The sequence below is a fragment of the Opitutaceae bacterium genome (assembly GCA_041395105.1).
In the GTDB taxonomy this organism is placed as follows: Bacteria; Verrucomicrobiota; Verrucomicrobiia; order Opitutales; family Opitutaceae; genus B12-G4.
This window is the reverse complement of the sequence record JAWLBB010000006.1, coordinates 158,483-182,423: the sequence shown is the minus strand read 5'-3', so window position 1 is coordinate 182,423 and position 23,941 is coordinate 158,483. Positions and strand designations below refer to the sequence as shown.

The 23,941-nt window shown below is 61.2% G+C and carries 22 protein-coding genes; 9 read left to right on the top strand and 13 right to left on the bottom strand.

Annotated elements, in window-relative coordinates; genetic code table 11:
• Window positions 1-252 precede the first annotated feature (252 nt).
• Together R3F07_17045 and R3F07_17040 are read left to right on the top strand one after the other, a co-directional pair.
• Window positions 253-855, top strand: a complete 603-nt coding sequence (locus R3F07_17045; protein ID MEZ5278092.1) for a DUF4410 domain-containing protein — start codon at window positions 253-255, stop codon at window positions 853-855.
• A 119-nt stretch (window positions 856-974) separates the two neighbouring features.
• Window positions 975-1,733: a hypothetical protein gene (locus R3F07_17040; GenBank protein ID MEZ5278091.1), complete on the top strand. Its 759-nt coding sequence runs from the start codon at window positions 975-977 to the stop codon at window positions 1,731-1,733.
• Window positions 1,734-2,098: 365 nt separating this feature from the next.
• On the opposite strand, the gene rbsK is transcribed toward R3F07_17040, so the two are convergent.
• Window positions 2,099-3,028: a ribokinase gene (rbsK, locus tag R3F07_17035; protein MEZ5278090.1), complete on the bottom strand. Its 930-nt coding sequence runs from the start codon at window positions 3,026-3,028 to the stop codon at window positions 2,099-2,101.
• 11 nt (window positions 3,029-3,039) lie between these two features.
• Window positions 3,040-3,726, bottom strand: coding sequence for a deoxyribose-phosphate aldolase (gene deoC, locus R3F07_17030; GenBank protein MEZ5278089.1), 687 nt, complete (start codon window positions 3,724-3,726; stop codon window positions 3,040-3,042).
• A gap of 203 nt (window positions 3,727-3,929) precedes the next feature.
• Here deoC and ppk2 point away from each other — a divergent pair, with 203 nt between their 5' ends.
• Window positions 3,930-4,763 (top strand): polyphosphate kinase 2, encoded by an 834-nt coding sequence (gene ppk2 / locus R3F07_17025; GenBank protein MEZ5278088.1) that lies wholly within the window; start codon window positions 3,930-3,932, stop codon window positions 4,761-4,763.
• 249 nt (window positions 4,764-5,012) lie between these two features.
• On the top strand, window positions 5,013-6,266 hold the full coding sequence (locus R3F07_17020) for an alginate lyase family protein (GenBank protein MEZ5278087.1): 1,254 nt from the start codon (window positions 5,013-5,015) through the stop codon (window positions 6,264-6,266).
• On the opposite strand, the gene R3F07_17015 is transcribed toward R3F07_17020, so the two are convergent.
• The 4 genes from R3F07_17015 to R3F07_17000 form a co-directional block, all read right to left on the bottom strand.
• Window positions 6,253-8,463 carry a M12 family metallo-peptidase gene (locus tag R3F07_17015; GenBank protein MEZ5278086.1) on the bottom strand — a complete coding sequence of 737 codons (2,211 nt, stop codon included), beginning with the start codon at window positions 8,461-8,463 and terminating at the stop codon, window positions 6,253-6,255. The two genes, R3F07_17020 and R3F07_17015, sit on opposite strands and share 14 nt — an antisense overlap.
• A gap of 289 nt (window positions 8,464-8,752) precedes the next feature.
• Complete coding sequence (locus R3F07_17010; GenBank protein ID MEZ5278085.1) at window positions 8,753-9,214, bottom strand: tRNA (cytidine(34)-2'-O)-methyltransferase; 462 nt, start codon at window positions 9,212-9,214, stop codon at window positions 8,753-8,755.
• 22 nt (window positions 9,215-9,236) lie between these two features.
• Complete coding sequence (smpB, locus tag R3F07_17005) at window positions 9,237-9,710, bottom strand: SsrA-binding protein SmpB (GenBank protein ID MEZ5278084.1); 474 nt, start codon at window positions 9,708-9,710, stop codon at window positions 9,237-9,239.
• Between the two features lie 61 nt (window positions 9,711-9,771).
• The gene (locus R3F07_17000; protein MEZ5278083.1) at window positions 9,772-9,969 is read right to left on the bottom strand and encodes a DNA-directed RNA polymerase subunit omega; all 198 of its coding nucleotides are present in this window, start codon (window positions 9,967-9,969) and stop codon (window positions 9,772-9,774) included.
• Window positions 9,970-10,209: 240 nt separating this feature from the next.
• Between R3F07_17000 and R3F07_16995 the strand changes: the two genes are divergently transcribed.
• Together R3F07_16995 and R3F07_16990 are read left to right on the top strand one after the other, a co-directional pair.
• Window positions 10,210-10,365 (top strand): small basic protein, encoded by a 156-nt coding sequence (locus tag R3F07_16995; protein ID MEZ5278082.1) that lies wholly within the window; start codon window positions 10,210-10,212, stop codon window positions 10,363-10,365.
• A 201-nt stretch (window positions 10,366-10,566) separates the two neighbouring features.
• The gene (locus tag R3F07_16990) at window positions 10,567-12,579 is read left to right on the top strand and encodes an aldo/keto reductase (protein ID MEZ5278081.1); all 2,013 of its coding nucleotides are present in this window, start codon (window positions 10,567-10,569) and stop codon (window positions 12,577-12,579) included.
• Window positions 12,580-12,729: 150 nt separating this feature from the next.
• Here the strand turns inward: R3F07_16990 and R3F07_16985 are convergent, their stop codons facing one another.
• The 5 genes from R3F07_16985 to R3F07_16965 all read right to left on the bottom strand — a co-directional run bounded on the left by R3F07_16985 (window position 12,730) and on the right by R3F07_16965 (window position 17,202).
• Window positions 12,730-13,812 (bottom strand): class I SAM-dependent methyltransferase, encoded by a 1,083-nt coding sequence (locus tag R3F07_16985; GenBank protein ID MEZ5278080.1) that lies wholly within the window; start codon window positions 13,810-13,812, stop codon window positions 12,730-12,732.
• Between the two features lie 85 nt (window positions 13,813-13,897).
• On the bottom strand, window positions 13,898-14,722 hold the full coding sequence (locus tag R3F07_16980) for an alpha/beta hydrolase (protein MEZ5278079.1): 825 nt from the start codon (window positions 14,720-14,722) through the stop codon (window positions 13,898-13,900).
• Window positions 14,723-14,842: 120 nt separating this feature from the next.
• Window positions 14,843-16,216 (bottom strand): sialidase family protein, encoded by a 1,374-nt coding sequence (locus R3F07_16975; protein ID MEZ5278078.1) that lies wholly within the window; start codon window positions 16,214-16,216, stop codon window positions 14,843-14,845.
• A gap of 111 nt (window positions 16,217-16,327) precedes the next feature.
• Window positions 16,328-16,492 (bottom strand): hypothetical protein, encoded by a 165-nt coding sequence (locus R3F07_16970; protein ID MEZ5278077.1) that lies wholly within the window; start codon window positions 16,490-16,492, stop codon window positions 16,328-16,330.
• A gap of 14 nt (window positions 16,493-16,506) precedes the next feature.
• Window positions 16,507-17,202, bottom strand: coding sequence for an MBL fold metallo-hydrolase (locus tag R3F07_16965; protein MEZ5278076.1), 696 nt, complete (start codon window positions 17,200-17,202; stop codon window positions 16,507-16,509).
• Between the two features lie 159 nt (window positions 17,203-17,361).
• Between R3F07_16965 and R3F07_16960 the strand changes: the two genes are divergently transcribed.
• Entirely contained in the window at window positions 17,362-17,961 is a 600-nt protein-coding gene (locus R3F07_16960) for a thioredoxin family protein (protein ID MEZ5278075.1), read from the top strand.
• A gap of 99 nt (window positions 17,962-18,060) precedes the next feature.
• Here R3F07_16960 and R3F07_16955 read toward each other — a convergent pair whose 3' ends face one another.
• Window positions 18,061-19,017, bottom strand: coding sequence for an aldo/keto reductase (locus R3F07_16955; protein ID MEZ5278074.1), 957 nt, complete (start codon window positions 19,015-19,017; stop codon window positions 18,061-18,063).
• Complete coding sequence (locus R3F07_16950) at window positions 18,995-19,993, bottom strand: TIM barrel protein (protein ID MEZ5278073.1); 999 nt, start codon at window positions 19,991-19,993, stop codon at window positions 18,995-18,997. The genes R3F07_16955 and R3F07_16950 overlap by 23 nt, the downstream gene beginning before the upstream one ends.
• Window positions 19,994-20,183: 190 nt before the next feature.
• On the opposite strand from R3F07_16950, the gene R3F07_16945 reads away from it, so the two are divergent.
• Entirely contained in the window at window positions 20,184-20,882 is a 699-nt protein-coding gene (locus R3F07_16945) for a GntR family transcriptional regulator (protein MEZ5278072.1), read from the top strand.
• A gap of 122 nt (window positions 20,883-21,004) precedes the next feature.
• Complete coding sequence (locus tag R3F07_16940; GenBank protein MEZ5278071.1) at window positions 21,005-23,827, top strand: TonB-dependent receptor; 2,823 nt, start codon at window positions 21,005-21,007, stop codon at window positions 23,825-23,827.
• The last annotated feature ends 114 nt before the right edge of the window (window positions 23,828-23,941 follow it).

Sequence of the window (23,941 nt, the reverse complement as noted above, 5' to 3'; positions counted from 1 at the left end):
CGGATCACCTGATTTCGATCTTTCGCTTCCCGCACGAGCAACCCCTCGGCACAACTCCCGCCCCGGTTCCAGATCACTGCGGGTTGATGACCAGCATCCGTTGGTATTCTATGATCATTTATTGCTCTCCACAAAAACGATATTGAGATCCGCTTTCGGACCGCCCAAGACTTCAGCCGGTCGATACCCTGTCGACCGATCGGTTGGAGCCGCACCTCCAGGTCAGGCAAACCCTTCCTTCAGCAATACTATATGACACACCAATCCGTCTTCTCTCCGACCCGGATAGCGGTCGGTATCTTGGGCCTCCTCCTTCTTCCCGGGTGTGCTTCCGTCTCGGTCGACACCGAGAAGGATCTGGTCGGAACGGCTCGGCTGGCTCCGCCCTCCATCATCTACGTCAAGCGCTTTGACACCACCAACGGCAATTGGGAGGGACCGGTGGCGGGTGAATCCGCGCGCGCGCGCATCGCGGCGGAATTGGCGGAGAACATCGAGAGCAGACTGACCGAGGTCGTTCCCGCCCGGATTCTTTACGAAGAATCCGACCAACCGACCGATGGGTGGCTCGTAACCGGGGAGTTCCTCCGCGTGAATCCAGGCGGCAAATGGACGCGAATGATGATCGGACTGGGAGCCGGTGGATCGAAATTTGAAACGAAAGTCAGGGTGTTCGACCTGACGAGATCGGCCACCGACCCCATCATGGTTTTCAATACGACGGGAGGTTCCAACCTGGAGGGAGGCTCCGCCACCTTCAACGATGCCACCGATGACGACATTGACAGGACAGCGCGGGAGATCAGGGATCTCATGCAGGAAAAGTACCGGGTGCTCAGCGGTCAGTCGACCTGATCGAACCCGCCCTACCGGGTCAAGTCCATCACAGCCACACCTGAAACGATGACCGGGAAGCGACCGACAGGTTGAGATGCAGGTCTAGTCGGAAGATCAGACCCACACCTCGGAGGAACATGCCCGGAAAGCCAAAATCCCAGCTCCTTCGCGTTGTCGGAGTTATTGCGACTCTATTCCTTTCTCCAGGTTGTGTGCTTGTTCCCTTGGATTCCCTTCGGTCAGATTTCGAACTTGAGGGAATGTTCCCGGAGGACCTGACTTTCATTTTCGAAGAGCTTCTGGAAGAGCCCAATTCCGCGCGCCCCCCAAGGCCCAATCCCTCGTCTGACGAGGAAATCGGGCAATACCGCGTTACAGAGGTGATCGTCATCGGCAATACGTCTGCCTACCGCGAGCTTAAAGGGAAAGGCCTCGATCGAGCTTTCAGGGAATATCAAGGGTTCGCTCACCAACTCCACCCTGGTCGTTCCCCTATCTACAATCTTGAGACATTCTCAACCGAGTATTCCGGATGGACGCGGTTGAAAATCCTATCGGTACCTACAGTTGTTGGAAAATATGAAACTGTCATTGTTCCGCGCCGGTTCCGATCTGCAATAGCATACTCCCATCCAATCGGCACGGCACTGGTTCAAGGAACCGGGGACCTTGTCGCCGCCAGAACCACTGAGGAGGGTGTTCTCGCCATCGTTGAGCAACTCTGCCCGGAAGACTCGAACTACGGTGACTGTTCCGACTGTTACCGCCGAGGTATCTTTGACGGAAAAACTGGCGTCGAACTGAATGAGGACCTGACCCCGAGGAAACCGACCAACCGGATCGACCCTCGAACCTATCGCCTGATTCGCGAAGAATCGGAGGATGTCGGGAACTGAAATCTCGGAGACCTCGATGACGGATCGTCTAGTTCTTTCAGCCCTCTGCCCCATCCTTCCGCTGCAACGAAGCCGACGACCACCCCTTGCCAGTCCTCTTCGGTCGGGCAGTGTGGACCGGCGATTTCCCGGGGCGTGTGGGCGTCCGATTCGAATTGGGCGTTGGCGCCAAAGCCGCCAAACAAGGCATCCGGGCCCATGTTCTTCGCGGTCGAGTTGGAGATCGACCCTCCGATGCGATTCTTCCGGGGGGCATTCTTCCCGGCCGCATCCACCACCCTTCGAACTGAGTCTGACCTGTCCAGGAATCTCCTGGGGCCGACGCCAGCGATTTTGCGACACCTGATACCGGCTGGGATGGGGGATCAGTGAAGAAGCAAAAACGCGTCGATGTCGCTCCGGGTCGGGATCGATGACTGGGCGCCGACCTTGGTGACCGACAGGGCCGACGCGGCCGAGGCAAAACGGACGGCCTCGGGCAGCGGTCGCCCCTCCCCCAGGGAAACGGCCAGCGACCCGCAGAACGTATCCCCGGCCGCCGTCGTATCCACGGCGTTTACGGGAAAAGCCGGGACAGCCCGGGTGTCGAAGGCATCGGCAAAGACCGATCCCGCTTTCCCAAGGGTCAGGACGACAAATCGATGCCCGCCCTTCTCCCTCAGAGCGGTCGCCATCCTCGCGGCTTCGACCTGGTTTTCCGCGGCAAGAGACCGTCCGGAGAGAGAAGCGGCCTCATGTTCGTTGACGATGAGTCCATGAACCGAGGCGTCGGGCTTCAACCGGAGATCGTGAGCCGGCGCATAGTTCAGCATGACCGGCCGGCCGTGTTTCGCCGCGAGTTCGAGAACGGCCCGGTTGGATTCCAGTGGGATCTCCTGCTGGAGAATGATCCAGTCGCTCGAGGCGATCAGGTCCTCCGCTGCATGGACCCTTTCGGGTGTGACCCGGTAATTGGATCCGGGAGCAACCGTCAGGTAGTTGTCCCCCTGCTGATCAAACATGACCAGGGCGGAACCGCCGGCGATACCCGGCTCCAGGGTGACCTGCTCGGTATCGATCCCGTCCTTGCGCAGGTTATCGAGATAGGTCCGGGCCAGCAGGTCGCCGCCCAGGGCGGCCACGAAACACACCGCACCTCCCGCGCGGGCAGCCGCCACCGCCTGATTGGCTCCCTTGCCTCCGAATGCCTGAAAGAAACGGCCATCGACCACGGTCTCACCCTTGGCCGGAAGGTGCCCGACCTGCATCACGAAATCGATGTTGGCGCTTCCGATGACGGTGATCTTCGGCTTCATCGCGCGGGATCTCAATAACTGCCGGCCGTCGGCGATCCGGGCTGATCGCGACAAATGGCGACACAGGACGACCAGTTGACTCCGAGACGGTGGACGCCCATCCGAACGAAAGTCTCCGCCCGGGCCCGGTCGCGAATGCCGCCGGAGGGTTTGACCTTGATCCGTCCCGCGGCCGTCCTGAGCATGAGCTCAACGGCCTCCTCGGTGGCGCCGGTGCCGTTGAAACCGGTCGAGGTCTTGACGAAATCCGCGCCGGCCTCGATGGAGACCTCGACCAGCCGGCCGATCATCTCGGGATCGAGATGGGCCGTCTCAAAGATGACCTTCAACGGGACCCCGGCCGCCCGGGTGACCTCGGCCACTCCGGCGATGTCGGCGCGGACCTCATCCCAGAGCCCCGACCGGGCCCAGCCGTAGTTGGCCACCATGTCGATTTCATCGACGCCCGCGGCGATATAGCGGCGGGCTTCGTCCACCTTGGAACTCGAAAGCTGTGCCCCGTGCGGAAACCCCAGGACGACGCAGACCGCCGTAGTGCTGCCTTCGCAGAGTGCAAGGGCCCGTCCAATGTCGCAGGGACGCACGCAGACGCTGAAGACATCGAGCTCAAGGCAGGCCCGGACCGCTTTTTCCATTTCAGCCCGGGTCGTCTCCGGCAAGAGAATCGCCGCGTCAAGGTATCGATTGATGGGTTCCATGATTGTGTCCGAATCCCATACACGGACCTTCGGGATTCGTCCATCCGATACCCGCCTCCCCCTGGAAAACCCGCTTGAGGCCGGACCCGCCTCCCGAGCGACGGGTCCTCCAGGCAAATGCCGCAATGCCTTACCGCTGAGGAATCCGCGCTGATGGTCGATGTAAGAGGTTGTCGCCCGTGTTCCGACGAGAAAGGTCCACAATGCCCAAAAAGAAGCGCGCCCCGAAAAAAGACAAAGCTCCCCCGAGCACCCCCGCCCCGAAACTGAGCCGAAAAGCCTACGAGAAGGAGCTGGCCCGTCTGCAGATTGAACTGGTCAAGCTCCAGGGATGGATCCGCCATCAGGGCCTGAAGGTTGTCGTCATCTTTGAAGGACGCGATGCCGCCGGCAAGGGCGGGGTCATCACCCGGATGACCGAATGCATGAACCCCCGGGTCTGTCGGGTGGTCGCCCTCGCCGCGCCCACCCCCCGGGAGAAATCGCAGTTCTATTTCCAACGCTACGTGTCCCATCTCCCGGCCGCCGGCGAAATGGTCCTCTTTGACCGCAGCTGGTACAACCGGGCCGGGGTAGAACGGGTCATGGAATTCTGCACGAAGGAAGAGGTTGAGGAGTTCTTCCATTCCTGCCCGGAGTTCGAACGCATGCTGATCCGCTCGGGCATCATCCTGATCAAGTACTGGTTCTCGGTCAGCGATGAAGAACAGGAGCGCCGCTTTCAGGCCCGGATTCACGATTCGACCAAGCAGTGGAAGCTGAGCCCGATGGACCTGGAGTCACGCCGTCGCTGGGTCGCGTATTCGCGTGCCAAGGACGATATGTTCGCCCATACCGACATCAAGCAGGCCCCCTGGTACGTCGTCGACGCCGACAACAAGAAGCGGGCCCGCCTGAACTGCATCCACCACCTGCTCAGCCAGATCCCCTACGAGGACCTGACCCCCAAGCCGATCAAACTCCCGCCGCGGGACCTGAAGGAAGTCTACATCCGCCCGCCGATCAGCGACCAGACCTTCGTTCCGGCGGTCTATTGAGGGCGATCGATTGAGTCGCGGCCCACCCCGGCCGCATCCGGTGGGGGCGTGACCGCCCAGGTTTTGCGTGTAGGAGAGGCTTTACGCCTCGATACGATGATTGATCGAGGCGCAAAACCTCTCCTGCGAATCCACGCGGCGACTGCATCCGATGTTCCCTCGGCGCGCCTTCGATCCGCTTTTCCGTCTGGACTCGCAGGAGCGAACCCGGAAGAGTCTCTTGCTTCACGTCACCTGTTTTCCGATACCATGCCGCCGGCTACCGTCCTTTCCTTTTCCCTCGTCCTCGCCACCCTCATCGCCGGGCACACCGTCTCCGGCCGGGATCCGGCCGCGTCCCCCGAGGTCATTGTCATGGATTCCGAGTGGCTCGCCGCGGCCAAGGCCGCACTAACCGAGGGGAACACCGAGCTTGCTCCGGCCCTCGATCAGTTGGTGGAGGAAGCGGATGCCGCCCTGACGGCGGGGCCGTTCACCGTGATGTCGAAGACCCTCCGTCCGCCCAGCGGGGACAGACACGATTACCTCAGTTTCGGACCGTATTGGTGGCCCAATCCCGATACCGAGGACGGCCTGCCCTATGTGCGACGGGACGGCGAACGGAACCCGGAAACCCGGACCGAGCGATCCGATGCCTTCAACCTCCACCGGATGACCGACTCGGTGGACAGCCTCGCCCTCGCCTACTATTTCACCGGCAACACCCGATACGCCGACCGGGCCGCCCTGCTTCTGCACACCTGGTTTCTCAATCCCGAGACAGCCATGAATCCCAACCTGGATTTCGGTCAGGCCATCCCCGGGCTGGTCGACGGTCGGGGGATCGGAATCATCGAATCCCGTCAGTTCCTCCTGGCGATCGACGCCGCCCTCCTGATCCGGAACTCGGATGCCTGGACCGAGGCGGATCACCGGAGCCTGCAGGAATGGTTCCGCGCTTACCTCTCCTGGCTGCAGTCCAGCCCGAACGGAATTGATGAGAGCCGGACCGTCAACAATCACGGAACCTGGTATGACGCCCAATTGATCGCCTTCGCCCTGTTCTGCGGCGATCGTGAAACCGCCATTCGGGTCCTGCAGACCGTCGGCAAGAGCCGGATCGCCGCCCAGATCAGTGCGGACGGAAAACAGGAACACGAACTGGCCCGTACCAAATCGCTCAACTACAGTGCGATGAACCTGGAAGGCATGTTCACCCTTGCCCGACTCGGGGGCAAGGTGGGTGTCGATCTTTGGGATTACCCAACCGGGGATGTCGCGGCACTGCCCGCGGCCCTCGACTTCATCGCGCCCTACATGGATCCGGAGCAACCCTGGCCCTACGAACAGATCTCCGACTTTGACCCCGTTCGCCTCCTGCCCCTGCTCCGGCAGGGTTACCTCGTCTATGGTGATCCCGAATACCTCCGCCTGATTGAATCCGGCGACGATGAGGCATTCCGCCGGCACCGCTCCGTCCTGCTCTTTCCGATCGAGGTGGTGAAGCCGGTCAGTTCTCCCTGATCTCGAAAGCCTCGATCAGTCCAATGCCCTGGCGCTGGCCATCAGTGTTCTCGAAGGGGCGGACGATCACCGTGTAAAGCCCCGGGGAAAGATCGAGGATCATGGCGGACTCCCGCCGGACCGCGGGGGCGAATCCCAGATCGGCAATCCTATCCTGCTGGTTGCTTTCGTCCCAATCATCGTTTTCCAGAAGGACGACTCCGGACTCGTCATAGAGTGTCATGGCCGGATCATAAAGCGCGTCGACCACGCCAAACCCGGACAGGCTCGGCCCCAGGGCCCGGAGGAGGATTCGCTTGGTTCCCCCGCTTTCTCCACCAATGACAAATCCTCCGATCATCACATCCTCAGCGACGCCGACATATCCGCGGGTCGACAGATTGACGAGCCTCGTCCCGTCCACTCCGATTTCATAAATCTCGACCAGGGCAACCCCCAAGCGCTCATCGAGAGAATTCACGACCGCCGTATACGCTCCGGGACCGAGCTCGACCAGGAAAGCCGGTTCGGCGTCCCGGCTCGGGGCGTAGCCCGTATCCATGATTGCCTGAGGATCAGCTGCTGTCCGCCATCCGGCATTCGAGCCGATGGCGGCTCCCCCGTGATTGAGTGTCACTTTCAACGATGGAAGCGGATCACGGACTCCGTAATCCGCGAGACTGGGGCCTAGGGCGCGGACCAGGATCAATTTCGATTCGGCTTCGCCAATGACAAAACCGCCGATCAGGGCCCGTTCTCCCGCCCCGACCATGGCGCGGGTGGAGACATTGATCAATCGTGCCCATGGATCCTGTCCCTCCTCCGCCAGTCGGAAGTTCGAGACCTCGAAGGAAGCCCGGTTCAGGCTCTCCACATTGTCCGCTTCACCGGACTGTCCTTCGGCAATCCCGATTGGATCACCCAGGGTTCCGAAGGTCTTCAGAGGTGTGCTGAAATAGGAGATGCGGCTGCCCGGACGGTAGGCCATGATCGTCCGGTAGGTGCTGCCGGTTCCCGATGTGAAGCGGTAGCCATAGGAGAACGGAAAGAGGCCGTCGGCGCCGGAGTTCTCCCGATCGTGCTGACACCCGAGATTGTGTCCGATCTCGTGGACCATCGTGTTCGATCCGGTCAGGTACTGATATTCCACAACCGAAAATCCGAAGTCCTCGTTGTAGCGGCTGCCGATCTCGGTCATCACATAGGCGATACCCGAACTGCTCGAGTCCCTCCGGTCCTGAAGGAGACAGACGAGATCGGCCCCGACCTTCTCCCGCAATTGATGGACATCGTCCATATAGCCATCCGAGGTGCGGCGGAGACGCTCGAGTCCATCGCTGTTGCTGCCGTTTTCCGTATAGTCCAGCCCCGCCACACCGACCAACCGGAGCTGGACCCGCGCCCCACTGCGCTCAAAATCGCTGTTCCCCTCCGCCACCGCGAGTTCGGCTTTGTTGCGGATGGCGAACTCCGTGTAGTTCGCGGCAACGTCCGACGAATAGACAATCAGAAGGTCCACCACGGCCGGCGTATGAGGAAGGGTGGACAGGGCGGTCGGCCGTCGAACGTCGGTCACGCCTTCATCCTGTTGCGAACGGGCAGCCAGGACATCGGCGTCCAGGAAAACCGTCAACGGACCATGACAGGGAGGGATGGTCTGCGGATCGAGTTCGGCGATCTCATAGACGCCATCATCCAACCAATTGACCACATAACGATCATCCGGGGAGACTTCAATCGAGAGACTGGCCGCTCCCTCTGAAGCCGTCATCATGAAGCGACTTCCGGGCTGCCCCGCCACCGTGCCCTCGATCAGCTGCACGCCCGAGCGGGTCACCCCGGTGTCGGTGAGAAGAATCGGCAGCACCAGATCATTGAACAGCTCCAGGAAAATCAGGTCGCCATCGGGCGCCCCCAGGAACGGAGATGTCTTCGGGTCGAGGAAATCGGAGTCCGCCGCTCCCACCCGCACCCGTCTGACTGCGTCGGTCGACAACTCCAGGAGCTTCGCCTCGCGATCCGGATCCACCGCTGAGAAGGCAAACCGGCGGTCACCCGTCTCCATCGACCGGTCGCCTCGAGCCAGGGGGACGGTCTCAACAGGGCCGGCCGCGGCCTGCGCCTGGGCCGGAGTCTGCGATGCGGAGGGTGAACCACCCTGCCGCCATCCGGCCACCAGCCAGTAGCCCGTCGCCAGAATCAGGCCGGCGGGAATCATCCAAGTGACTCCTTTTCGGAAGAATTGCATCAGCTAAGGAACCGGAATCCCCCCATGTTTATCGGCTGAATCGGATTCGTGCACGCAAACAAACCTGTGAATTCGTTGAAAAAAGACCTCCGGGAATTCCCCGACTTTTTATCCCGATGTCCCACACTTCGATCTCATGCCCGATTGGCCATTAGTCAACCCGGCGACGTCAAACCGGCAGTTGGGAACGATGGCGCCGAGCATCCAGCCCTTCGTCCTCCGCCGTCACGTGGGAGCACGACCCTCCGATTTGATTTGTTCACCTGAGCTGCCGCAACGCCTCATAGGCAGCGATCCCTGCGCTCGTCGACAGGTTGAGCGAGCGCAGATCCGGCCCGAACCGGGGAATGACAAGGCGCCGATCCGCCAGGGCTTCGTGAATGGAGGGCTCCACACCACTTGACTCATTTCCGAAAACCAGCCCGTCCCCCGCCTGAAAGGCCGCATCCCAGATCGATCGCTCTCCACGGGTGGTCAGAAGCCATAGCCTGTCCGGGCCTTGCTCCGCGCGGGTGAACGCCTCCCAGCTCTCGTGGTGCCGAATATCGAGTTCCTTCCAATAATCCATCCCCGCTCTGCGCAGATGGCGGTCCGTGATGGTAAAGCCAAGCGGGTGGATCAGGTGGAGACGAAGACCGGCAAACGCGCAAAGACGCCCGATATTCCCGGTATTCTGAGGGATCTCCGGCCGGATCAGGATAATGTGCAGGCGCGGGGTCATCGGTCAGCCGCTTCGCCGGAAATCAGCGGTGAAACTTCATCATCCGGTCGATCTCAAGCAATTCGGTCTTCTTCTTGAGCGTTTCCCGCTTGTCGTAAAGTTTCTTGCCGGTGCAGAGGGCGAGTTCGATCTTGATCAACCCTCCCTTGAAATAGATCCGGAGGGGCACCAGGGCCTTCCCCCCGGCCTCAACCGCCTTCTGGAGCTTGCCAATCTCCCTCCGGTGCAGGAGCAGGCGGCGCGGGCGCCGAACGGCGTGATTGTTGATGTTCCCGAAGACGTACTCGCTGATATAGGCTCCGTAGAGGAGAACCTGGCCTTTTTCGATTTTGCAGAACGCATCCGAGATCTGGGCCTGGGCCCCGCGGACCGATTTGACCTCGGTTCCGGTCAGCACGATTCCCGCCTCAAAACGCTCCCCGATCACATAATCGCGACCCACCTTGGAGTTGCGGATCTCCGGCAGTTTTCCCGGTTTCTTTTGGGCCGCGGACATGATGAATCGGAACCCTCCTTCAATATGGATGAAAGAAGGTCACCCGGAAAGGGCGCCAGCCTCAGTCGATAAACTCGTAGCTGATCTTTCCCTCGATGACTTCGCGCAACGCAATGTCCTCCAGGCTCAGCTTTTCCAGCGATTCCACCAGGGGGCGGTTGCCACGGCGCAGCTGCTTGACCCGACGCGAAATCACGTTGATCAACAGTCCCGAATCCGGGATGACCGCGCTTGCATCTCTTAGATAGTCGTCTCTCAAAACAAAACCTCCTCGTTCAAGGTGAAACGATCTCTCAAACAAGCCCGGCTGACGAGGTCAAGAGCCAATTTCCGCCGGCCACCCGGCTTTGGCCAACCGGGCCGCGGCCGGCCCGTTCATTTCGTATCGACCTGGGAGGGCGGCAACCTCTTTCAACTCCCGGCACGCACATCTTGCAGAAAAAACACTTGATCTGCCCGGATTGAGCCTCTACCTAGACCGTTTACTTTTTTTCCAGTCATGTCACAGCATCCCAGTTTCAAGTCCTCCAGCAGTCTCCAGGTCAAGCGCAACGTCCTCAAGCGCTTCGAACGCGTCGATCTGCTGAAAAAGCGCGGCGAATTCAAGGACGGCGACCGCGTCGTCGGCCTGAAGAAGACCAAGCCCGAGGAATAAGCCGTTCTCCACGGGACCCTTCCCCAGCCCGCCGATGACACTCGGCGGGCTTTTTTGTGTCTGGACGATCGCGGCGATGTCCAAACCACCCCCCCTTCGTTTCACCGATCCATCATTCTTCGAAACTTTCCATGAATCGACTCGCATCCGGTTGAACTGATGGAAAGATACCCTGCTTTCGCCAATCGAACTGAATCGACCATGAAGCCTAAACTGAACTGGGGCATCCTCGGAACCGGTAACATCGCGCACGCTTTTGCTCGCGGACTGCAGAGCTCGGAAACGGGGGTCCTGAAGGCCGTGGCCAGTCGGAAGCGTTCCTCCGCTGACGCCTTTGTCGCCGAATTCAAATCGGGCACGGCCCACGACTCCTACGAGGCCCTCCTCGCGGACCCGGAGGTGGCGGCCGTCTATATCGCGACGCCCCACCCGCTCCACGCCTACTGGGCGATCCAATGCGCCCGGGCCGGCAAGCACATTCTCTGCGAGAAGCCCATCACCCTCAATCATCCCGACACCATGGCGGTGGTCGAAGCGGCCCACCGGGCCGGAGTCTTCCTGATGGAGGCCTTCATGTACCGCTGCCATCCCCAGACGGCCCGAGTCGTCGAATTGATCCGCTCCGGTGCCATCGGCGAGGTAAAAATGATCCAGGCCGCCTTCGGCTTCCGGGCCGGGGCCAATCCGGAAAGCCGTTTGATGAACAATGCCCTTGGCGGCGGCGGGATCCTCGATGTCGGATGCTACCCGGTCTCTTTCTCCCGCCTGGTGGCCGGCGCGGCCCTCGGACGCGATTTCGCCGACCCGGTCGAGGTTCGCGGTATGGGGTTTGTCGGACCCGAGACTCGGGTCGACGAATACGCCGCCGCTCTTCTGCGCTTTGACGGCGGGATCATCGCCCAGGTCGCCACCGGAGTGCGCCTGCAGCAGGACAATCATGCCCGGATCTTCGGAACGGAGGGCTCGATCGATCTGGCCAACCCGTGGATTCCCGCCCGCGACGGTGGCGAATGGTCCTTCACCCTTCATCGCGCCGGCCAGAAGGATCCTGAGACGATCAGGGGAAACGACCCCCGCGGGCTCTACGGAATCGAAGCCGATACCTTTTTCCGCTCGCTCGAGGCCGGTCACACCATCTCCCCGGCCATGTCCCCCGCCGATACCCTCGGCAATATGAAGACGCTCGACGCGTGGCGGCGGAGCTTCGGCTTCCAGTACGACGAGGAGAAAGCGGACTTCAACCGGCCCGCCGTCCACCGTGGGCCCGTCGTTCCCTCCCCCTCGCACAATATGCGCTACGGCCGGATTGCCGGGCTTGAAAAGGATATCTCCCGCCTGATCATGGGCGTCGACAATCAGCAGAGCCTCGCCCACGCCTCAGTCATTTTCGATGATTTCTATGAACAGGGCGGCAATGCCTTCGACACCGCCTACATCTACGGTGACGGCTGGTCGGAACGCTTCCTCGGTCAGTGGATCAAGAACCGGGGTCTGCGGGAGAAGGTTGTCCTCATCTCCAAGGGCGCCCACACCCCGGATTGTCATCCCGAGGCACTCACCCGGCAGTTGCTCAAATCGCTCGAACGCCTCCAGACCGACCATCTCGACATCTACATCATGCATCGGGACAATCCGGATATCCCGGCCAGTGTGTTTGTCGACGTCCTGAACGAGCACGTCAAAGCCGGACGCATCCGGATCTTCGGCGGATCGAATTGGAGCATCGCCCGGATCGAGGAGGCCAATGCGTATGCCGAGGTCAATGGCCTCCAGGGCTTTTCCCTTCTGAGCAACAATTTCAGCCTGGCCCGCATGGTCGACCCGGTCTGGGACGGCTGCGTGGCCGCCTCCGATCCGGAAAGCCGCGCCTGGCTGACCACCCACCAGATGCCCCTTCTGCCCTGGTCCAGCCAGGCCCGCGGTTTCTTCACCGACCGGGCCGGCCCGGACAAGACTTTCGACCGGGAACTGGTCCGCTGCTGGTACAGTGACGACAACTTCAAGCGTCGCGAACGGGCCATCGAACTGGCCGAGAGCAAAGGGGTCCTCCCCATCAATATCGCCCTCGCCTATGTCCTCTGCCAACCCTTCCCCGTCTTCGCCCTCTTCGGCCCCCGGACCCTGGAAGAGACCCGGACCTCCCTCCCCGGCCTCGATGTCGCGCTCACCCCGGAGGAGCTCCGTTACCTCAATCTCGAGACGGGCACTGTTTGAGCCGGAACGGCGCGCCCAGCAGTCACGCCCTACCCAACAGGCGAATCGGTAGGGACGGACCGCCGGGCCGTCCATCGAAGCGTTGGCCGCCTTCAAACCCTACGTAGCATAGACCGTAGGGTTTGGGGCCGGTAAACAAACCGTAGCGTGCTACAGTTTGTTTACCGGCCCCGTCGCGACCCGCTTGTGGCTGTGCCACCGCCAGGAATCGAGATCCGACCAGCGGTCGACCGCCAAACGGGTTTCGATCTCGTCGCCCACTTCATAATCCTCGCGATCGGTCCGCAGGATGCGGTAGCCCCAATGCGGCGCACGGTGCGGGTCCGTCGGATCGGTGGTCAGGCTCAGTTCACCCGCCCGGGCCCGGAAGTAGATCGCATACCCGTCCAGACGTCCGGCCCGGACCACGCGGCGCGTGAACGTAAGGTCGCGGGAAAGTTCGGCCTCGCGGACGGTGTGCAGGTCGAAGGAGAACGCGGGCATTGGCTCGCAAAGGAAATGGTCGACCAGTTCCCGGTCGCCGCCCACCTGTCGGTAGTAATTGGGGTCCTCCGGCCGGTGTCCTTCGAGACTCGAGTAGTCGTAGCCATGAACATTGAGATCCCAGATGAAGGGCACAAAACGGAGGTCGTCCAACATGACCGGCTCGCAATGGAATTCGAAGAGGCTCGGCAGGATGAGTCCTCCGGGCTTGAGCACCCGGTCGCGCAGATCCGCCACGTTGGCAACCATCCCCTCGTCAAAGAGGCAGTCCCCCATCTGCTCATGCAGGATGACGTCGACCGGCTCTTGTGTTTTGAACCGGCTGCTGTGGGTCGCGATGAACTCGACGTTCTCCACGTGATTGGCCGCCGCCAGGGTCCGCGCCTGGGTCAGGATCTCGGAATGATCAATCGCATAGACATGCCCGGCGCCCTGCCGGGCTGCCAGGGCAGCGAGAATCCCGGTCCCGGTCCCCAGATCGACGACCCGGTCGCCGGCCTTGATGTGGCGGTTGATCAGTTGGTGGTAGAAGGCCATTCGCGGTTGATCCGCGAGCATCCGTTCCTGCTCGAAGAGGTCGGCAAACATCCGGCCATTGTACAGTCGATACTCCGTTTCAGCGGAATGCTCCGGGAAAAACCATGCGGCCAGACTGGGTCGGTCTTCGATCCAGCTGCGCATCATCGCCATGAGGTGTCGGAAGCGGCTGAAGAAGCGGACGCTGAGACTCTGCAGGTTTTTAAGAGACATCGGTTGAGCCCATCAGGGCGGTGGATCGCGGTTCGCCATCCATATCGGGAAAGGTCCCGACGGCAAGCCGGGTATCTCGCGAGATTCAGTCCGCCTGCCCGACCTGGAGCCAACCGCTGTCGATCAGCCATTCCTTCATCCGCTCCGGCCAGTGACGGACAGAAAGGAGGTCCGAACGATCGCCCATATTGAAGGCATGTTTGCCCTGGGCGAGCATGTGCAATTCCACCGGGACATTCGCGGCCCGGAATTTGGTGAAGAGTTCCACCGTTTCATCGTCGCACCCGTAATCGTCGTCGTTCGCGCAGAGCAGAAAGGCTGGAGGGGTATCTCCGGGAATCGTATCCGGAATGTCTCCTCCGGGATAGACCATCATCTGGAAATCCGGGCGTCCGTTGACCCGGTCAATCGGATCGGGCGCCGAGGGATCTCCATCACCCTTTTCAAAGACAATTGAGAGCACGACCGCCCCACCGGCCGAGAAACCGAGCATGCCGATCCGGTGCGGGTCGATTCCAAACTCGGCCGCCCGACTCCGCACCAGGCGCATCGCCCGATAGGCATCCTCTCGGACATTCTCGTAACTGTAGGGTGACCCCGCTTCATCGGGCAGCCGGTACTTGAGGGCGAAGGCCGTCACTCCGATGGAATTGAGATACTCGGCCGCCTGCCGGCCCTCCGCGTCGAAGACCAGTTCACGGAAGCCTCCGCCCGGTGCGATCACCACCGCGCATCCGTTGGCCGCTTCAGCCGGCGGGCGAAAGACGGTGATCGACGGATTGTGAATGTTCCGGACCCAGTAATCCCGGGCCAGTTCCGGTTCGTCGCGGCGATCCTCATAACCGGGTGCCCCGTTTACCCAAAGAGGAATCACGACCGGTTCCGATTGCGCCTGGATGAGTGCGGACATGGCAGGAAGAATCACGAACAAACGAATCAACCCAAAACCAAGGGTTTTCATGCAATCAATCTGACACCTCCGGCCGGAATGCCCAGATGATTCACGGGAATTCGTGTCCGCCGGGATGGGTCAAGGGGTCATCGCATCGATCACCGCCTGCGGAATCTCATCGAGGAGGATGTGTTCCTTCTTCAGGCCGTACTGAACGAAATGTCGGCCGTCGCACGCAAAGTATTGAGGCATGGAAATGCCGGTGCAGGTCGACGCCCGGAACCCATCCAGAGCCTCCCTTTCGTCCGCCGAGGCCAGGATGCGCGGCTCGCCGAATACCAGCCCGCCATTGCGTGTCTCGCCGGCGATTTCCCGGCCGATGACAAACCACTGCGGATTGCGCGTACGACATCCTCCATCCCACACATGCTCGGCCCCGTTACGGGTCCCGTCGTTGTTGGTGAAGAGAAGGATGAACCGACCATCGGGCAAACGGGCCATCGGACACATGGTGTGCGGATGGTCGATGAACCCGCCGTCCGGATGGTAGCGCAGACGCTCAACCGGGGACCACGTATGGCCCTGATCCGAAGAGACCGTGAATCCCGGTGAACCGAGGTAGGTCCGGCAAGCCCCCACCCAGCGTCCGTCGGATAAGGGCACCACGGTCAATTCCTGCGAATTGTAGGCGAGGCTGTCGGGGTAGCCTCGAAAAGCTTCTGCCAGTCGAATCACCGCCGGGTTATCGACATGCTTGAGGAGATCGGCGCGGATGCCCCGGGGACTTTCCGGAAGAAGGGTGAAGCGCAGGTTTCGCGGATCCGGTTCCGTCAGGATGTTCTCGCACCAGAGCAGCGCAGTCTCGCCGGCCACCAACTGCCAGTCACGCCGCATGCTCCCGGGACGCGCGTAGAAACTCAGCGGCAGCACGACCCGACCACCCGGCATGAGCTGAGGCGGATGGTTGAGGTGACCATGGATCCGGTCGGGAAACATGCTGATATCGCGATCGGGCAGAACGATCGAAGAGACGTCCGACCAGGTTGTTCCATGGTCGTCGGAGTAGAGGAAACCGAGGCTTCCGCAATCCACCTCGGGGCTGTTCGCGGCGATGCCGTTTCCGGGATGGCGACCCTCATGGAGAAACAGGTAGACGCGCCCGCTCCCTGGCACGACGAACGGACAGCCATAGGATCGGCGGTATTCGCGGGTCGAGCCCGTGATTTTCAGCGGGGCACTCCAGGTCAGCCCCAGGTCCCGGCTCACCGCACCGACAATCTTTTCATCTTGGGATCCCTCAAAGGAGCCCTGGCTCCAAGTGACGAACCAGCTTCCGTCGGCCAGGATGACAACGCAGCTCGATTCATTCTTGCGGACCGCCGCCAACTCCGGAGGTGGATTGGAGCCGCTGACGGGGGGATGGCGAAAGATGTCGGCTCGGGCAAACGGCCGCGCGGCCATGCCCTCCATCAGGCCGGCTGCCCGGTCCGGCGAATTCGGAGGTGATCCCATGACAAAGGGTAATGACCTAGCCACTGCCGTCCGGCAATTGAATTGGGAAACCGCTGAGCCAGCTGCCGACGACCATCGGGCCGGGAACCGAGTCCGGCGGAAGGATTCCTCCTATTCAGCTGATCCGCGCATCTCCGCCACCGCCAGCCGGATGAAGTTGGCGGCGGGAAACGCTGTCCCTTCGTAACCGCGAAGGGGCTCGGCCGCCACAATTTCCTCGAGCGACAACCCCTGCTCCACCAACGGCCGAAGCCGGCTCTCGAAGACCTTCAGCATCGTGATGAAGTCGATCAACTCACAGCGACCGCCAGTCCGCCGTGCCCGGTGATGATGAGCGTATCGTCGTTCACCCGCGGCAGGAGGGCTTCGCAGGCCGCGATGGTTCCCGGAAGGGATCCACCATGGGTCGTATCAATGAACGGATAACGGTAGAGCACGAAGATGTCTCCGACGTGCACGATATTGGCCTGATGGAAGAAGACGATCGCATCGCCACCGGTATGGGCGGGGCCCGGATGGTAAACCTCCACCGTCTGACCGTTCAGGTTCAGAATGATCCGATCGGGAAAGGTGACACCCGGTATCGCCGGCGCCGCAAAGGCGTCCTGGCTCATGTCGAACGGCCAGAGATACTGAGGCGACTCCAGTAGACGGCGGGTCTCCTCCTGGGCAAAAATGACCGCACCCGCGGATCCAAATCCCAGATTTCCTCCGGTATGATCCAGATGAAAATGGGTGTTGATCAGGTAACGAACCGGATCGGGAGTCAACCCGGCCACCGCATCACGGATCATCTCATAGCCTTCGGCATATTGGGAATCCACCAGCAGTGGACCGTCCTCCCCCGTGAGCAGGACCATCACGCCTCCCTTGTATTCAATCATGGAGATTCCCGCCCGCAAGGGGGTCAACCTGACCGAGGGTTCGGCCGCGGTGACACCGGCAATCAGGAGCATGCCGGCCAGCACGCCGGAAAGATTGTTCATGAGGGCAGATTCCGACGACGATCAGTTGCGGTCAACTCAAGATCCCGATGAGGTTCCCCTCCTTGCGTGCGGCGTTGGCTTTATCACACCCCGTCGGAACCTGGTCGATGGAGACGGCCGCATCCTTGCCAACGGCAACGGTTTGGGTATGCTCAAGCCATGGAATCCACTCAGAAACAGTCATTCACCCTTCCATTGGGAGCTTCGGCCCCTGACTTTCGTCTGCCCGCGACCGATGGGAAGACCTACAGTCTCGACGACTTCAATGACGCCCGGGTTCTCGTTCTCTTCTTCACCTGCAACCACTGCCCGTATGTGACCGGGTCCGACGAAGTCACCCGCCAGACGGCCGAACGCTTCGCCGGTCAGGGTGTCCAGTTCGTCGGGATCAACTCGAACAGCGTGAAGACCTACGCGGAGGATTCCTTCGATCACATGGTGGAGCGGATGAAGTCGCACCAATTCCCCTGGATCTACCTGCACGACAAGAGCCAGGACGTGGCCCGTGCCTACGGCGCATTGCGCACCCCTCACTTCTACGTCTTCGATGCCGCGCGCAGGCTGGTCTATACGGGACGCGCCGTGGACAGTCCGCGCAATACCGAACGCATGACGACCAACGACCTCGCCGATGCCCTCGAGGATCATCTGGCAGGGCGGCCGATCCGGAAACCCCTGACCAACCCGATCGGCTGCAACGTCAAGTGGGACGGCAAGGACGCCCACTGGATGCCGGCCGAGGCCTGCGACCTGGTTTAGTGTGGCGTCAGAGAAATACGGCGTCCTAAAGCCAGAACGACTTTCGTGCCCTCTCGAGGCGGGTTCAGGCCTGCGGGTCCATTGGCTCTCAGACCCAACTCAACCACCCAGGAACTTCCGGCGGCGGGGCTCCGCGTATTCACGAAATACGGACGTCTGCCGCAGACGATCGAGCAGGCCTTCCTCCTCCGGAGAAAGTTGCGGGGAATCGAGCACCGACAGGCAGTTCTCCAATTCCGAGACATCCCGGGAACCGATGATTGAGGTCGTCACTTCGGGCACCTGCAGATTCCATTTCAAGGCGAGTCGCGCCAGCAGATGGGTGTCGGCGAGACCGGCCTCCGCGCCCATCCGGAAGAGCTGCCCTTTTTGAAAAAGCTCGCGCGTGATCACCGCCATGCCGGCCGCCGCCGCCCGGGGCAGCACCTGTCCGCGGGCCGCATCGTCGGCGAAACTGAAGTTCACCACGAGGGCGTCAAAGCAACCCGCCTCGATCTGGGCCAGATAGGTTGCTTCACCGGAGAAATTGTCCGACGTGGCAAACCGGATGAGGCCCTCGCCCTTGAGGGTCTCCACAATGTCACGGGTCTTTGCCAGGTAGTCCGGGTCTTCGTCGAGGGCACTCTGAAGAATCGGGAAATTCAGGAAGTCAATCCGCTCGCGACCCATCAGCGCCAGGATCCGCTTCACCTCCGCCTTGAGGACGGCGATGTCCAGCATCTTGCGATTCCCCGGATCGTATCCGTAGCCCATCCCCTCCGGACGGGTCTGGATAAACACCGGATCGACTGTCCCGATTTCCTTGAGGTTGCGGCCCAGCGCTTCCTTCTCGGGGTCGATGGTCACGTCGAGGAAGTTGATTCCCCTCTCGAGGGCCTTCCGCAGCAGATCCCGACGCGTCGCCGTCCCGTATCCACTCGCTTTGTATCCCGGTTTGACCGCATTGGCAAAATCCTCGTTGAACCCACGGGACCGGCCGTCGGGCAGGAATTCATGCCCGCCGAGACCAACCGCGGAAAGCGGGACCCCCGGCTTATCGGGATTGGTATAAATCATGATCGGTTCGGTCGGATCCACCTTCATCGTGTTTTCCCGCCGCCTCCAGCCAAAACCGAAGGTTCCGGATATCCTCTGCGATCCGCTCGTGCTGCCGGTGCGCCTCTTCGCGCAGGCGGTCGACCGACAGGCCTTCGAGCCCCATCAGGTAGCCGGCAGCGGCCGCCGAGTCCCGGTCAGGGAAACAGGGAATCCCGGCATAGTCTGAAACCGGACTCAAATCCGCGCGATCGAAACGGTTCAACCTTGATGAATAACCCGTCGTATCCTGCAGCAGCAACCGATCAAGTGAACCGGTTCCCAGGATTTCCTTGAGTTGGTTCCGCAGCGGAAGATCGCCCGTTCCCAGAGGAACGCCCACGCTGTAAACCGCCTCGCCAACCCGGATCAGTTTCTGATCCTTGATGTGAGTGGAAATGGCCCGCGGCGCCAGCAGGACCGCCGCCTCCATCGGATCACCGTAAACGACCAGATCGTTCCCCGTGTCCAGACACGCGCCGACAAAGGGATCTTCCATACCGTCGAGAAACGTTCGCAATTCGGCTGCCTTCACATCCTCGTGGTTCTCAAAGGCGAGGCGCACACCCAGTTCGCGGGCCAGCGGGAGCACCGCCTGCATTTCGTCGCGGGTCCTCTCGAACGTCCCGGCGGCGGATTCCCGAAAGACCAGGAGGGTCCGCAGGACATCCGCACCCAGCGCGGCCGCCAATCTCAATTGGGGCTCCAGGCGTTCGAGGCAGGTTCCGCTCCCACCCACCTCCACGAAGAACCCTCTCGATTCGATGGCCCGACGCACCTTTTGCACGTGGCGGCGGTCTGCCGGATCTCCACCGAGAAATCGCCCGTTCGGGCCATTGATATTGATCTGAAGGCCTTGCAGCCCCCATTGCTCGAGAAGATCCAGGGTGGCAAAGACGTCGTAGTCACCGGCCGCCTGGTTGATGTGGAAGGAGAAGGTATCAATTCCGATTTTCATCCGTCGCTCGGCTCTACCCACGCTCATGTGCCGCCTCCGGGATCGAGCGCCGCGGACCAGCGAATCCGCGCTGATTTCATTCGATCCGATCCGTCAGTCCACCGGTTCATTCAAAATCCGTTGACAGATCGTTTTTAAGTTGTATACACTAATACAAAGAGTATTTCCTACCCCATACCATCGGAATTCGATGTTTCTCTCCAATCCATCACTCGTCGAGCTCCCATCCGATGCATTGCAGCGGGCCACCCTTCCCGACCGCATCTATACCATCCTGAAGCGACGCCTTCTAACCGGAAAGATCAAGCCCGGCCAGCGCCTTTTTGAGAAAGATCTCTCCACCAGCCTGGGCGTGTCGCGCACACCCCTGCGAGAAGCCCTGAATCGCCTGGCCAACGAAGGTCTCGTGACCAGTCTGCCCAATACCGGAATCAGCGCCACCCCGTTGACTTCCGCAGGCTTCCGCAAGCTCAACGAACTGCGTCTGGTGGTGGAATCGCAGGTCGCCATGCGCGCAGCCTCCCGGGCCACTCCCGAAGATATAGCCGCCATGCGCGAAGCCGCCGACATGCCGCCGGTCGACATTTCACGGTCCGAGACCTTCGAAGCCTATTGCCAGGCCAATGCCCGGTTCCATCTTCTGGTTGTCCGTTCGACCGGGAACTCGCTCTTTGAAGGGATCGTCATGGCGGCCCTGGATCACTTCCAGATACCCGCCTACCTTGGTTTTGGACCCCAGACCGATTCGAACAATCCCAGCCAACGCCATAACGAGCTGGTCGATGCGATCGAGGCCCGCGACGAAGCCAAAGCCCACGCCATCATGAGCCAGCACGTGATCAGCGGAGGCGATCGGATCCTCGCTGCCCTGATCGAGGCCGGCTACTGATCCAACCGATCCACCTAACGCCAACCCTCGATTGACCGCACGACCGGAATGCCATCAGTCCATCGACCAAGAAACACTCTGACCCGCCCACAACCCGGCACGACAAATCAACCCGCAGAAAAATGAACACACCTGGAACCTGTCCTGACACCCCTACCGAGTCGCCCCGAGGCCGTCTCGTTCTCGCCCTCGTCTTCTCTCTCGTCCTGAGCAGCCCGATCATCGCACAAACCACGGCGACTCCCCCAACCGGCGTGGAAGAGAGCCCCATCGTCCTGGAGGAGTTCAATGTGACCGGTTCCAATATCCCTCGGACAGCCGAAGAGGATATCCTGCCGATCAGCGCTTTCCGCAGCGAAGATTTCCAGGTCATTGGTGCCGCCACCGTCTCGGAAATCCTCGAGACCATCCCCTACTCGCAAAACATAACAATCAATGAGGGCGAAACCGGGGCCAATGGCGCCCGGGGCGATGTCACCACCATCAATCTCCGGAACCTGGGAGCCGGACGCTCCCTCGTCCTGATCAACGGCCGCCGGATGGCCGCCCACGGAGTCACGCCGGGAACCCCGCCGGTCGCCTTCGTCAACATGAGCTCCATCCCGGCCGCCGCGATCGAGCAGATCGAGGTCCTTCGCGACGGTGCGTCGGCCATTTACGGATCGGATGCCATTGGCGGTGTTCTCAACACCAGCCTGAAACATGACTATACCGGGACCGATCTGAGCGTCCGTTTCGGATTCAATGATCCGTCGCGGATGGAAACCAACGTCAACCTTGCGTCCGGCTTCGACTTCAATGACGGCAAGTCCAACGCAACCGTCATTCTCTCCTACTACAAGCGTGATGCCCTTTACGCCCCGGACCGCACGTATTCCGCACATGCCGACAACCGCCCCCTGGCACCCGAGCCCTGGGCTTCCGCCAGCAACCTGAACCGCCAGTCATCCTCCGGCCCCTGGGGTCGCTACACCGCAGTCGACGATGAGGGCACCCCCGTGCGCGTCACCGGAGTGACCGCCAGCAATGGGCGCTTCTACATCGAAGAGCCCACCAATGCAGTGAAATCCGGGACCGGCCCGTCGGCGACCTGGGATTTCCAGGGCGAAGGGCAGCTGATTCCCTCGACCGAACGCTACTCCGTCTACAGCACCTTTGATCATGAAATCAACGATCGCCTGAGACTCTTCGGCGAACTCTCCTACTACGACGCCCACAGCAAGACCCAGGCGGGCACCACCCCCATATCGCAGAGCACCGACGGAGTGGTCGTCCCGAAGACCAATTACTACAACCCCGTCGGGACCCGATTCTACGGACCGGGTACCGCCAATCCGACGGGCACGCCCCGGGACGTCGTCATTCGCAACTACCGTCCCATGGAGCTCGGCCCGCGTACCTACGAAACCGACAGCAATTCGTTCCGGGTCGTCGCCGGGATCGAGGGTGCGTTTTCCGAAAACTGGAACTTCGAGGCCAGCGCCCTCTACATGCGGGGCAAGGTCTATCAGGATTCGCAGAATGCGATGTCGCAAAGCCTTCTCACGGCCTCCCTGGCCAAGGATACCCCTGACGCGATGAATCCGTTCAGCGGACCCAACGTCAATCCGTCGAATGTCATCAATTCCTTCCGGATCACCGCCTGGGACGAAGGTATCGGCACCCTGGGTGTCCTCGATGCCCACGTGAACGGCAAGCTGATCGACCTTCCGGGGGGCAGCCTCGCCATGGCCGCCGGCGTCGCCTTCCGCAACGAAGAGATGGTCCAGAGAAACGACCCCTACGGGCTGGCCGACGACATCATCGCCCAATCCGAACAGATCGACGTGGACGCATCACGCGATGTCTATGCGGGCTACGCCGAAGTCCTCGTGCCGATTTTCGGCAAAGACAACCGCGCGCCGCTCTTTCACTCAATGGAGCTTCGCGTCGCCGGCCGCTATGAGGATTTCGGCGAAGAGTCCGCCTTCAAACCGGGTCTGGGACTCTCCTGGGCCCTGACCGACTGGCTGATGTTCCGCACCTCCTATAACGAAGGCTTCCGCGCGGCCTCTGTCACCGAACTCTTCCAGCCCCAGCGCGGTCGGCGCAACTTCCTTTACGATCCGGCCCGGGAAGGCCAGGAGGACGCCAGTGACACCGTGTCGAAGCTGGTCATCACCGGAGGCAACCCGGAGCTGCGACCCGAGCAGTCCGAGGCATTCAACATCGGCGTCGTCGTCGATGTGAAGCCGATCAAGGGCCTGTCTTTTTCGGTGGATGTCTATGACATCAAGCAGACCGACCGCATCGACAATCCGAATCCCCAGAGCGAGCTGAACCTTGACGCGGAACTGTGGGAAGCGAACGGCGGCAGCAATGTCCGCGTCACCCGTGAAGAACGCACGGCTGAAGACATCGCCCTGGGCATCCCGGGCAAACTCGCCTATGTCAGCGGCACCTACCAGAACCTCGCTTCCCGCGATGTGGCGGGCATCGACAGCGTCATCATGTATCGGCTGCCGGAAACCGCCATCGGACGCTTCACCCTGCGGACCGAAGCCAGCTACACCTCAAAGCTTGAAACGGTCGACGCGGAAGGAAACGTCTCCGATCTGCTCCGGCAGACCGCCACTCCCTTCTGGAAGGGAACCGGGAGCCTGAGCTGGGCGAAAGGCAATTGGTCGGCCGGTGCGCTCATGCAGTACACGAGCGACTATGAGGACGCCTCCAATTACGACATCGACGGCCAGCCTTGGATCATCGCCTCGTGGACCACCTTCAACGTCAATGTCGGCTATGCCTTCAAGGGCGGCATGCTCGAGGGTATGAGCCTGCGGGTCGGCGCCAACAATGTCTTCGACGAGGACCCGCCGCTGGTGGTGAGCACGGCTGACGCCTTTGACTCCGCCTATCACGATGCCCGCGGTCGCACCTGGTGGGTGCAGGCCGACTACCGCTTCTGACCGATCGGAATGACCTCTGGCCCGCCGCTCGATCAAGCGGCGGGCCATGGAGGGTGCAATGCATCGTCGATCTGACGTCGCAGCCACTGGTCTGTCTGCAGGAGAGGTGCCAGT